The organism is Nesterenkonia xinjiangensis (assembly GCF_013410745.1).
In the GTDB taxonomy this organism is placed as follows: domain Bacteria; phylum Actinomycetota; class Actinomycetes; order Actinomycetales; family Micrococcaceae; genus Nesterenkonia; species Nesterenkonia xinjiangensis.
Map to the genome: position 1 here is coordinate 2923344 of NZ_JACCFY010000001.1, position 12107 is coordinate 2935450.

The window sequence follows — 12107 nt, forward strand, 5'->3', positions numbered from 1 at the left end:
GAATCCGTCTCCTGACGTGCCGCGCGGCAGAGACGGCAGAGACGGCGGAGGCCGTCGGCCCTTCGGGTCGACGGCCTCCGGAGCCACCGGCTCAGCGCGGGGACACGCTCATCCGTCCACGTGCGAGAACGCCTGGGAGAGGAGCTTGTCGAGCTCCTTGGCGTGGCGGCGGGCCTGGCCGACCGAGGTGGCGGCCGACTCCCGGCGTGAGACGAGCTGCAGGTCCTGATCCAGCAGCGGCTGGAGGTTCAGCCCCAGGAACGGCCACGGGCCCTGGTTCGCCGGCTCGTCCTGCGTATAGATGAAATCCGTCGCCGACGGGTAGCTGGCCAGCTCTTCGCGCAGCTGGTCGACCGGCATCGGGTAGAGCTGCTCCAGACGCACGATCGCGGTGGTCTCATCCTCGAGCTTGGTGCGTGTCGCCACCAGGTCGTAGTACAGCCGGCCCGAGGTGATCAGGACCCGCCGGACCTTCGAACGGTCGACCGTCTCGTCACCGATGACCTCCTGGAAGGTCTTGGACGTGAAGTCCTCCACCGAGTTGGCCGCGGCCTTCAGGCGCAGCAGCTGCTTCGGAGAGAAGACGATCAGCGGGCGGCGCGGTCGGGCGACGGCCTGGCGGCGCAGCAGGTGGAAGTAGTTCGCACCAGTGGAGGGCATGACCACGGTCATGTTGTCCTCCGCGCAGAGCTGCAGGAACCGCTCCGGGCGACCTGACGAGTGGTCCGGGCCCTGGCCCTCATAACCATGCGGGAGCAGCATCGTGACTGACGATCGCTGGCCCCACTTCTGCTCCGCGGTGGCGATGAACTCGTCGATCACGGTCTGTGCCCCGTTGACGAAGTCGCCGAACTGCGCCTCCCAGAGCACCAAGGCCTGAGGGTTCTCCACCGAGTAGCCGTACTCGAAGCCGAGCGCGGCGTATTCGGAGAGGAGCGAGTCATAGATGAAGAACCGTGCCTGGTCCTCGGTGAGGTTCTTCAGCGGATACCACTCATCGCCGTTGGCCCGGTCGTGGAAGACCGCGTGGCGCTGGACGAAGGTGCCGCGTCGGGAGTCCTGGCCGGCCAGGCGGACCTCGATGCCCTCCATGAGCAGCGAGCCGAAGGCTGCGATCTCCGCGAAGCCCCAGTCGATGCCGCCCTCGCGGGCCATCTTGGCACGCTTCTCCAGCAGCGACTTCAGTTTGGGGTGGGGCGTGAACGTGTCGGGGATGTTGGTGTGCACCTCGCCGATGTGGGCCAGGGACTCCTCAGAGATCGCCGTGTCGGTGGCGCCCCGGACGGGCACGTCCTCCTCCAGCTCAGAGGCGGTCGGGGCGACGGCGTCTTCGTCGCCTCCGGTGCTGGAGATCGTCGAGACCGGCTGCGTCTGGGCCGCGTGCGTCTCGGTGAAGACCCGCTCCAGGCGCTGCCGATAGTCCTGGAGGGCCTGGTCAGCCTCGTCCTGGGTGATGTCACCGCGTCCGACCAGGTTCTCGGTGTAGAGCCGTCGTGTCGAGCGCTTGGCCTCGATGAGGTTGTACATCTTCGGCTGGGTCATCGACGGGTCGTCGCCCTCGTTGTGGCCGCGACGGCGGTAGCACACGAGGTCGATGATGACGTCCTTGTTGAACCGCTGGCGGTACTGGAAGGCCAGCGACGCCACCCGGGCCACCGACTCCGGGTCATCCCCGTTGACGTGGAAGATGGGCGCCTGGATGGCCTTCGCCATGTCGGTGCAGTATGTCATCGAACGGCCCCACTGCGGAGCGGTGGTGAAGCCGACCTGGTTGTTGACCACCACGTGCACGGTGCCGCCGGTGCGATATCCGCGCAGCTGGGAGAGGTTCAGCGTCTCGGCGACCACACCCTGGCCGGCGAAGGCTGCGTCGCCGTGCACCAGCAGCGGCAGCACGGAGAAGGCGTTCACCCCGTCGGGGCCCTGGTCCAGCCTGTCCTGCATGGCGCGCACGATGCCCTCCAGCACCGGGTCGACCGCCTCCAGGTGCGAGGGGTTCGCGGCCAGATAGACGCTGGTGGAGTTTCCCCGGTCGGAGGTGAAGGACCCGCGCGTGCCCAGGTGGTACTTCACGTCCCCGGACCCGATGCCGGCCTCGCGACCTTCGAACTCGCGGAAGATCTGCGCGTAGGTCTTGCCGGCGATGTTGGCCAGCACGTTCAGCCGCCCACGGTGGGCCATGCCGATGGCGACCTCTCCGAGGCCCTCGTCCGCGGCCTCGGAGAGGATCACGTCCAGGAGCGGGATCAGCGACTCGCCGCCCTCCAGGGAGAAGCGCTTCTGCCCGACGAATTTGGTCTGCAGGAACGTCTCGAAGGCTTCGGCGGAGTTGAGCCGGCCCAGGATGCGGAACTGCTCGTCACGCGAGGGCTTCTCGTAGGGGTGCTCGATCTCGTCCTGGAACCAGTGGCGCTCCTCGGGCGACTGGATGTGCATGTACTCGATGCCGGTGTTGCGGCAGTACGTGTCACGCAGCACCCCCAGGATGTTGCGCAGCGGCAGCATCTGCTTGCCGCCGAAGCCGCCGGTGGGCCAGTCCCGGTCCAGGTCCCACAGGGTCAGGCCGTGGGACTCGATCTCCAGGTCCGGGTGCTCGCGCATCCGGTACTCCAGCGGGTCCACCGAGGCCATCAGGTGACCACGCACTCGGTAGGCGTGGATGAGCTGCTGGATCCGGGCGACCTTGTTGATCTGGTCCTCGGGGTTGACCTGGATGTCGGCCGACCAGCGCACCGGACGGTACGGGATGCGCAGCGCCTCGAAGATCTCGTCGTAGAAGCCGTTCTCGCCCAGCAGCATCTGGTGGATGGTCTTCAGGAACTCGCCCGAGCCGGCGCCCTGGATGACCCGGTGGTCATAGGTCGAGGTCAAGGTGATGACCTTGGAGACGGCCAGCTTGTTCAACGTCTTCTCCGAGGCGCCCTGGAACTCTGCGGGGTACTCCAGGGCCCCGACGCCCACGATGCAGGCCTGGCCCTTGGAGAGCCTCGGGACCGAGTGCACGGTGCCGATGCCGCCGGGGTTGGTCAGCGAGACGGTCGTGCCGGCGTAGTCGTCCGGAGTGAGCTTGTTGTCCCGGGCACGTTTGACGACGTCGTCGTAGGCGGCCCAGAACTCGGTGAAGCTCATGTCCTCGGCAGCCTTGATGTTCGGCACCACCAGGGCACGTGTGCCGTCCGGGCGCGGCATGTCGATCGCCAGGCCGAAGTTCACATGGGCGGGCTGCACGGCCGCGGGCTTCCCGTCCTTGACGTCATAGGTGACGTTCATCGATGGGTTCGCGCGCAACGCCTTCATCATGGCGTAGCCGATGAGGTGGGTGAAGGAGACCTTGCCGCCGCGGGTGCGCTTGAGGTGGTTGTTGATGACCACCCGGTTGTCGATCAGCAGCTTCGCCGGCACCGCCCGGACCGTGGTGGCGGTGGGGACGGAGAGCGAGGCGTCCATGTTGGCGGCGATGGCCTTGGACATGCCCTTCAGGACCGTGACCTCGTCCTGCTTCTTCTCCTTCGGGGCGTCGTCACCGCGGCCCGGGGACGGCTCCGAGGGGATCGGTGTGGTCCCGGAGTCCTTGGACTTCTTCGTGGTGGGCTGCTTCGGGGCCACCGGGCGGCTGCCGGTGGTGGTCTTCTCCCCGGAGGGCTTCTGCTGATGGTCCGGCTCGGCGGGCTTGGCCGTGCTGGGGGTGCTCTCGCTGCGGGGGCTCTTCTGGTTCGCTGCGGTGGGGCGGCTCTCGGCGGCGGTGCCGGAGTTCTTCGCCGCAGAACGGGTGGTCGGGGAGGAAGAGGTCGACGAGGACTGCTGGGCGGCGCCGTTGCCGGCCCGCGTCTCGGAGGCGCGGGCCGGAGACTCATCCTCGAGCCTGCGGAAGATGTCGGCCCACTTGCGGTCCACCGATTCGGGGTCCGCCTTGTACTTGTCGTATATGTCGGCGACCAACCATTCGTTTCCGGGGAACTCCTCCGCGAGACGGCTGGACGTTAGCTCTGGCACTGTGGATACGCCTCTTCCATATGTGTTGTGTCGGTTCGCCGCACCGCCGTACCTTCATCCCGGGCCGAGGTGCTCGGCCTGCGGTGCGATATTCCCACCTGGAGGGTCACGTCGACGGCGTCCTCACCGCCTGCGAGGCTCGCGCCCCGGCTGGCCGGCGACCCTCTCGGTCACCTCGTCCCAGCATAGTGACTTTCCCGACGGGGCCGCCACCGGGCGCGGTATCGTGTCAGATGCCGTGCGACACGTCCTGAGCGGAGGTGTCCCCGCGGCGCGAGCGCCAGACCACGAAGGGCGGACGACCACCCCCATGAAGTTCATCAACGAGCCCACCACCGATCTGACCTATGCGGATGTGTTCCTGATCCCATCCCGGTCCGAGGCGATGTCTCGCATGGAGGTGGACATCTCCGCCGACGACGGCACCGGATCCGCCACTCCGCTGGTGGCGGCCAACATGACCGCCGTGACCGGGCGCCGGATGGTGGAGACCATGGCCCGCCGCGGCGGGCTGGGAGTGCTGCCCCAGGACATCCCGCTGGAGGTCATCCGTCAGGTGGCCGAATGGGTGAAGTCCTGCCACCCGGTCTTCGAGACTCCGTTGAAGGTCGGACCGCAGGACACCCTCCTCGACGTGATCCACCTGCTGGACAAGCGCAACCATCGTTCGGTCTGCGTGGTGGACGAGGACCTCCGGCTGGCCGGGATCGTCAACGCCGAGGACGGGGAGGGTCAAGACCGCTTCTCCTCCGTGGGCTCCGTGATGCGGATGCCCCAGGTGCGGTTCACGACCTCGGAGCTCGGTCTGGAGGAGCATGCGGACGTGCAGGATTCCCAGGCCCTCGATGCGGGGCTGCGACAGGCCTTCCTCGCGATGGACGAGTCCGGCTGCGACTATGCGCCGGTGACCACCGCCGACGGGACCCTGGCGGGGGTGCTCACTCCGCGGGGCGCGCTGCGTTCCACGCTCTTCGCGCCCAACCTCGACGCCTCAGGCCGGCTCAAGGTGGCCGCCGCCGTGGGGATCAACGGTGACGTCGCCAGCAAGACCGAGGGCCTGCTCGACGCCGGTGTGGACGTGCTGGTGGTCGACACCGCCCATGGGCACCAGCGCAAGATGTTCGAGGCGCTGGGCACGGTGCGTCGGGTGGTCGACGCTCGGGGCGAGGACGCGGCCCGCGTACCGGTGGTGGCCGGCAACGTGGTCACGGCCGAGGGTGTGCGTGAGCTGATCGAGGCCGGGGCCGACATCGTCAAGGTCGGGGTCGGTCCGGGCGCGATGTGCACGACCCGGATGATGACGGCGGTCGGCCGGCCGCAGTTCTCCGCCGTCCTCGAGTGTGCAGCCGCAGCCCGAGCGCTGGGGCGGCACATCTGGGCCGACGGAGGCGTCCGGCACCCTCGAGACATCGCCCTCGCCTTGGCCGCCGGCGCCTCCCAGGTCATGGTCGGCTCGTGGTTCGCCGGCACCTTCGAGAGTCCCGGCGACCTCATCACCGAGGCCGACGGGCGTCGCTACAAGGAGAGTTACGGCATGGCCTCCGCCCGCGCGGTGCAGCACCGCACCGCCGGTGAGGACGCCTTCGCCCGGGCGCGGAAAGGGCTCTTCGAGGAGGGCATCTCCTCCTCGAAGATGTACCTGGACCCGCAGTCCCCCGGAGTGGAGGATCTGCTGGACACGATCACCGCCGGGGTGCGCTCGTCGATGACCTATGCCGGGGCCCGCGACCTCGCCCAGTTCCATGAGCGGTCCGTCGCCGGGGTGCAGTCCGCGGCAGGCTACGAGGAGGGCAAGCCGGTGCCCACCACGTGGTGATCGCAGGGGCCGCGTCCGGGCTGCCGCGCGGCGCAGTGGTGACCGTCCTCGCCGCGCTGTAGACTGCGAAGCCTTATGGAGTATCGACAACCGGGCTCGCGCCCGATTCTCACTGTTCCTGTTCACCTGCCGGCCCAGTCCGCCCTGATCGGGGCTTCGGCCCACCGATCCGCGAGACCACACCGCCTCCCCGCCCGGACCACGGCTCCGCCGTGTCGCTCCGCGGAGTCGCGGGGGTGCAGCTGACATCGTGGAATGGATTCTCCTGGGCGTCGGACTCCTGCTGATCCTCGGCACCGGATTCTTCGTCGCCGTCGAATTCTCCCTCGTGGCCCTCGACCAGCCCACCGTCCAGCGTGCGATCGACCGCGGCGACCGTCGCGCGATTCCGCTGATGCGTTGTCTGAAGTCGTTGTCCACGCAGCTCTCCAGCTGCCAGCTGGGCATCACGCTGACCACCCTGCTCACCGGATACGTCGCCGAGCCGGCGTTGGGTGCGCTCGTCGCGGGGCCCCTCGAGGCGCTCGGTGTGCCGGACCAGGCCACCGGGGCGGTCTCGCTGACGGTGGCGATGGTCATCGCCACGCTGGTGACCATGCTCATCGGTGAGCTGGTGCCGAAGAACCTCGCCATCGCCGAGGCCTTCCACATCGGTCGCGCGCTCGCCCGTCCGCAGCTGGTCTTCACCGCGCTGTTCCGTCCGCTGATCGTCGTGCTCAACGGCTTCTCCAACCAGGTCCTCCACCGTTTCGGCTTGGAGGTCAAGGAGGAGCTCTCCGGCGCCCGGACCCCGGAGGAGCTGTCGTCGATGGTGCGTCGCTCGGCGATGCTCGGCACCCTCGACGAGGGCACCGCCGCGTATCTCGACCGCACTCTGCGGTTCTCCGAGCGCACTGCCGCCGATGTCATGACGCCGCGGCCACGGATGATCACCGTCGAGGCCGAGGCTCCGCTGACCGAGCTGATCGACGTCGCCCGCCGGACCGGCCACTCGCGTTTCCCCGTGCTGGGGGAGTCGGTGGACGAGGTCCGCGGGGTCGCACACCTGAAGAAGGCGGTGGCCGTCCCGCGTGCCAAGCGGGAGGGACTCGTGGCCGCCACCGTGATGAGCGAGATCACCCGGATCCCCGAGACCATCCATCTCGACGCGCTGCTCTCCGTGCTGCGAGAGGCGCCGCTGCAGGTGGCGGTGGTGGTCGACGAGTATGGCGGCACCGCCGGAGTGGTCACGCTGGAGGACCTCATCGAAGAGATCGTCGGAGAGGTCGCCGACGAGCACGATCGGCTCACCCCCGGAGTGCTCCAGGCCGCGACCGGAGACTGGTACTTCCCGGGGCTCCTGCGCCCTGACGAGATCAACGCCCAGATCCTGGAGCTGGACATCCCGGAGGACTCCGCCTACGAGACCGTGGCCGGCTTCCTGCTGGACCGGCTGGGCCGGATCGCCGCCGTCGGCGACGAGGTCGAGGTCCAGGGCGGGCTGCTGGCAGTGGTCGGCGTCGACGGCCGGCGCATCGACAGGGTCCGTTTCACCCCTGATCCTGAGGCGCGCCGTCTCGCCGCGGAGGCCGCCGCAGCGCGCGCGCATCGCGCCGCGGCGGAGCGTGCGGAGCACATCCGCGCCGCCGCAGACCGCAATGGGGGTGAGCACCGATGATGGCCGATGTGATGGGCATCGTCTGGCTCGTCGTGCTCCTGGCCGGCAACGCCTTCTTCGTGGCGGGTGAGTTCGCCGTCATGAGCGCCCGGCGCAGTCAGATCGAGCCGAAGGCCGAGGCGGGCTCCACCGCCGCTCGCACCGCGCTCTACGCCATGGAGCATGTCTCCCAGATGCTGGCGATCGCCCAGCTGGGCATCACCGTGTGCTCGCTGCTGATCCTGCAGGTCTCCGAGCCGGCGATCCACCATCTGCTCACCGAGCCGCTGACCATGGTCGGGCTGAACGCCACAGCAGCCTCGGTCACCGCCTTCCTCGTGGCGCTGGCGCTGGTCTCGTTCCTGCACGTCACGCTCGGCGAGATGGTGCCGAAGAACTTCGCAGTCTCGGTGGCCGACCGGGCTGTGCTGATGCTGGCGCCGCCGATGGTCGTGCTCTACAAGGTCCTGAAGCCTGTCATCCTGCTGCTCAACCATGCGGCCAATGCGGTGCTCCGGCTCTTCCGCGTCACACCGCGCGACGAGGTGGTCTCGACCTTCACCCTGGAGGAGATGCAGTCCATCGTGGCGGAGTCCACCCGTGGCGGCACGGTGCACGACGACGCAGGGGTGATCGCCGGGGCGCTGGAGTTCGGTGATTACACCGCCGATTCGGTGATGGTGCCGGTGGAGGACGTCGTGACGGTCCCGGGCGGCGTCACCCCGAGACAGGTGGAGAAGGCCGTGGGACGCACCGGTTTCTCACGCTTTGTCGTCCTGGACGAGGAGGGGGCGCTGGCCGGCTATGTCCATCTGAAGGATGTGATGAGCCTGCCGGAGTCCCAGGTCGGTGAGCCGATCCCGGTCACCGCGGTGCGTTCGCTGGGCAACATGGCCTGCGAGGACGAGATCGAGGACTGTCTGGCGCAGATGCAGCGCACCGGCTCCCACCTGGCCCGTGTGATCGATGCAGAGGGGGTGACGCGCGGGATCCTCTTCCTCGAGGATGTCCTGGAGGTCCTCGTGGGGGAGATCCACGATGCCACGCAGGCGCAGGACTCGCGTCGGCGTCACCGGGTCGGGGAGGAGGCCTGAGCCCCTCTGTGTGCTGTGGGCAGGATCATGCGGATCATCTGCAGATGAGATTTGTTCGCAACAACGAGCAGGCGTACGCTGTAACCCGCCTCGGGCATGGACGCGCCCGAGAGACTCGCCACCGTACATCAGAAGGACCACACCATGTCCGAGATCGCTCTCACTCCTGCTGGACCTGCCGCCGACTCCCGTCAGGGGACCGGCCGTCGGCCACCGTGGGTGCGGGCTCTCGGACTGTTGGGGGCTCTCGGGCTGGGCCTGACGGCCTGCGGCGAGGGAGAGGCCGGCGCAGGGGAGGACGCCGGGGCGGTCGACGGCGAGGACACCGGCCTGGTCATCGTCGCCTCCACCGATGTCTACGCGGATCTCGCCGAGAAGATCGTGGGTGACACCGCTGAGGTGGATGCGATGGTCGACAACCCGGCGATGGACCCGCACTCCTACGAGGCCACCCCGCAGGACCGTCTGCTCATCGAGCAGGCCGACGTGGTGATCGCCAACGGCGGCGGCTATGACCCGTTCATCACGCGCCTGGCCTCGTCGGCGGACAAGGATGACCTCGTCTTCCAGATCCTCGACGGGGAGAACCACCATTCGCACGAGTGGACGGGCAGCTATGAGAACGAGCACGTCTGGTACGACCTCGCTCTGATGGCTGACTTCGCCCATGAGTTCGGCGAGCACATGGGCGACCTCGCCCCGGAGAACGCGGACCTCTACACGGAGAGCGCGGAGCAGCTTGCCGGGCAGATCGAGGAGCTCGACGAGCGCAACCGCGCCGTGGACGCCGAAGGCCTCGCCTACCTGGCGACCGAGCCGGTCTCCCAGTTCCTGCTGCTCGACGCCGGCTTCGAGGACCTCACGGAGGAGCAGTTCCTGGCAGCGGTGGAGCATGGCGACGATGTCGCTCCCCGGCTCTATCAGGACGCCCTGGACATCGCCACGAGCGATGACATCGACATGCTGGCCTACAACGAGCAGACTGAGACCAACCAGTCCCAGCAGATCCGTCGAGCCGCTGAGGACGCCGGCGTCCCGGTCCTGGAGTTCTCCGAGACGCTCCCTGAAGACACCGACGACTTCCTCGAGTGGATGGATCGCAACATCGACGAGGTCGAAGAGATCGTGGAGGCTGGACGTGGCTGATCCCGGTGCGAGCCCGGCGGTGCTGTCACTGGACGGAGCCGGGATCGCCTTCCATGGGCGCAGGCTGTGGGAGGGGGTCGACCTTGACCTCTCCGCCGGCGAGTTCCTCGCCGTGCTCGGCCCCAACGGAGCCGGGAAGTCCACCCTGCTGAAGGTCCTTCTCGGACTGCAGCGGCTCAGTTGGGGCGAGGTCCGCGTGGCCGGGCGTCCGGTGCGCCGCGGCAGCAGCACGGTCGGCTACATCCCCCAGCAGCATGCCATGCCGGCGGAGACCCCGCTGCGCGCACGGGATCTGGTGGCCCTGGGGCTGGACGGGCACCGCTACGGCTTCCGGCTGCGGCCGCGCGCGCAGCGGCGCGAAGTGGACCGGCTCCTCGAGCAGGTGGGCGCCACGGAGTATGCGGAGATGCCGGTGGGGCTCCTCTCAGGGGGCGAGCAGCAGCGCCTGCGGGCCGCCCAGGCACTGGCCTCCGATCCGGCGGTGCTGCTCTGCGACGAGCCGCTGCACTCCCTGGATCTGCATCATCAGCAGGCCATCACCGATCTCATCCAGAGGCAGGCCACCGAGCGTGGTTCGGCCGTCGTCTTCGTCACCCATGAGATCAATCCGGTCATCGAACACGTGGACCGGGTGCTCTACCTTGCGCGGGGTCAGCACCGGATCGGACCGACTCGCGAGGTCATGCGTTCCGAGGTGCTCAGCGAGCTCTATGGCGCCCCGATCGACGTGATCGAGCATCGTGGCCGGCTCGTGGTCATGTCCCATCACCTGGAGGGGCATCACTGCGCGCCCGGACACGGCGGGACGGGGGACGCCGCCCATGGGCCTGAGGCGCAGGCGCGGGCCCCGGAGGACCCCCGGGCCGGGGTCGGCCCGCACGTCCACGACGACGACCATGAGCCCCACGGCCATGCCTCATCCCGGCATGTTGGGCGGGAACAGGCGCCCGAGGGGCGTCGGATGGGAGCTCCCCGATGATCGAGCAGATCACGTCCTCATTCAGCGTGGACGGCTACTGGGAGCTGTTCTCCCTGGTCCGGAACTCCGTGATCGCCGCCGCCGCCCTCGGCCTGATGGGAGGGGTCATCGGTGTGCTCATCATGCTCCGCCGCACGGCGCTGGTCGTGCACGGCATCGCTGAGATCTCCTTCGCAGGTGCGGCCCTGTTCCTGCTGATCGGCCTCGACGTCGTGCTCGGTTCGGCGATGGGCGCCGTGGGGGCGGCGCTGCTGATCGGTGTGCTCAGCCTCAAGGACAAGGACACCAGCGCGGTCACCGGCGTGCTCATGCCGTTCGGCCTGGGGCTGGGGATCCTCTTCCTCTCGCTCTACCAAGGCCGCTCGGCGAACCGCTTCGGGCTGCTGACCGGGCAGATCGTCGGAGTGGACGACATGCAGACGCGCACCCTGGTCACCGGCGCCCTGGTGATCACGGCGCTGCTGGCCGTCGTCTGGCGGCCGATGCTGTTCTCCTCCATCGACCCGCAGCTCGCTCAGGCCCGCGGTGTCCCCGTCAACGCGCTGTCCCTGGTGTTCATGGTGCTGCTCGGCGTGGCGGTGGCGATGTCCGTGCAGGTGGTGGGCGCGCTGCTGGTGCTCTCCCTGGTGGTCGTCCCGGCCGCGGCGGCGCTGAAGGTGACGGCCCGGCCGGTGATGGCGGTGGGCCTGTCCATGATCTTCGCGCTGATCTCCTCGGTGGGCGGCATCATGCTGGCGATCACCGGGCAGATCCCGATCAGCCCCTACATCACCACGATCTCGTTCCTCATCTACCTGGTCTGCCTGCTCATCGGCCGCGGCCGGCGGCTGCGGCGTCAGGAGCAGGCGGCGCAGGTGATGGCCGGCCCCGAGGGCGGGTCTGTCCGTGGTGGGCAGGAGCTGGACCACAGGTCTTCGGAGGCATCCGTGGGCCCCGAGGCCCAGGGCGCCGAACGTCGGCGGGCGAAAGTCTGATACCCCGCACGCCCGATCAGGACGCGTCGCGCAGGCGTGCCGCGCAGGCTTCGCAGAGGCCGAAGATCTCCAGGGTGTGCTGCACGTCGGTGAACCGGTGCTCGGCGGCGAGCTCCTCGGTCCACTGCTCGATGTCCGGGGCTGCGAACTCCACAGTCAGCCCGCATCCGCGGCACACCAGGTGATGGTGGTGCTCTTCGCGAGCACAGAGGCGGAAGATCGCCTCGGTGTCGTCGGGACGCAGCACGTCGACCAGGCCCTCCTCCTGATGCGACTGGAGGATGCGGTACACGGTGGCCAGCGAGACCTTCTCGCCGCGTCCCTCGAGGATGCGGTGCAGGTCCTGAGCACTGACGAAGTCCTCCAACGAGCTCAGCGCGGCCCACACAGCTCGCTTCTGGCGCGTGGAGCGCCCGCGCACCGGGGGCGTGGCGGTGTTCTCAGCAGTCACAGGTCTGGTCCTCCCTGC

Annotated in this window: 8 protein-coding genes; 6 read left to right on the forward strand and 2 right to left on the reverse strand. The window is 68.6% G+C overall.

Going from position 1 to position 12107, the window contains the following annotated elements; genetic code table 11:
• Positions 1-108 precede the first annotated feature (108 nt).
• A complete protein-coding gene (locus tag HNR09_RS13190; RefSeq protein WP_179542463.1) occupies positions 109-3993 on the reverse strand; it encodes a multifunctional oxoglutarate decarboxylase/oxoglutarate dehydrogenase thiamine pyrophosphate-binding subunit/dihydrolipoyllysine-residue succinyltransferase subunit in 3885 nt (1294 codons plus the stop codon).
• A 310-nt stretch (positions 3994-4303) separates the two neighbouring features.
• On the opposite strand from HNR09_RS13190, the gene guaB1 reads away from it, so the two are divergent.
• From guaB1 to HNR09_RS13220, 6 genes are all read left to right on the forward strand, one after another.
• Positions 4304-5809: a GMP reductase gene (gene guaB1, locus HNR09_RS13195; RefSeq protein ID WP_179542464.1), complete on the forward strand. Its 1506-nt coding sequence runs from the start codon at positions 4304-4306 to the stop codon at positions 5807-5809.
• A 250-nt stretch (positions 5810-6059) separates the two neighbouring features.
• Complete coding sequence (locus HNR09_RS13200) at positions 6060-7466, forward strand: CNNM domain-containing protein (protein WP_179542465.1); 1407 nt, start codon at positions 6060-6062, stop codon at positions 7464-7466.
• On the forward strand, positions 7463-8539 hold the full coding sequence (locus tag HNR09_RS13205) for a hemolysin family protein (protein WP_179542466.1): 1077 nt from the start codon (positions 7463-7465) through the stop codon (positions 8537-8539). The genes HNR09_RS13200 and HNR09_RS13205 overlap by 4 nt, the downstream gene beginning before the upstream one ends.
• Positions 8540-8683: 144 nt before the next feature.
• Entirely contained in the window at positions 8684-9685 is a 1002-nt protein-coding gene (locus HNR09_RS13210; RefSeq protein ID WP_179542467.1) for a metal ABC transporter solute-binding protein, Zn/Mn family, read from the forward strand.
• Positions 9678-10664 (forward strand): metal ABC transporter ATP-binding protein, encoded by a 987-nt coding sequence (locus HNR09_RS13215; RefSeq protein ID WP_378936972.1) that lies wholly within the window; start codon positions 9678-9680, stop codon positions 10662-10664. The genes HNR09_RS13210 and HNR09_RS13215 overlap by 8 nt, the downstream gene beginning before the upstream one ends.
• On the forward strand, positions 10661-11638 hold the full coding sequence (locus HNR09_RS13220; RefSeq protein WP_179542468.1) for a metal ABC transporter permease: 978 nt from the start codon (positions 10661-10663) through the stop codon (positions 11636-11638). The genes HNR09_RS13215 and HNR09_RS13220 overlap by 4 nt, the downstream gene beginning before the upstream one ends.
• Before the next feature lie 16 nt (positions 11639-11654).
• Here HNR09_RS13220 and HNR09_RS13225 read toward each other — a convergent pair whose 3' ends face one another.
• On the reverse strand, positions 11655-12089 hold the full coding sequence (locus tag HNR09_RS13225; RefSeq protein ID WP_179542469.1) for a transcriptional repressor: 435 nt from the start codon (positions 12087-12089) through the stop codon (positions 11655-11657).
• Between the last annotated feature and the right edge of the window lie 18 nt (positions 12090-12107).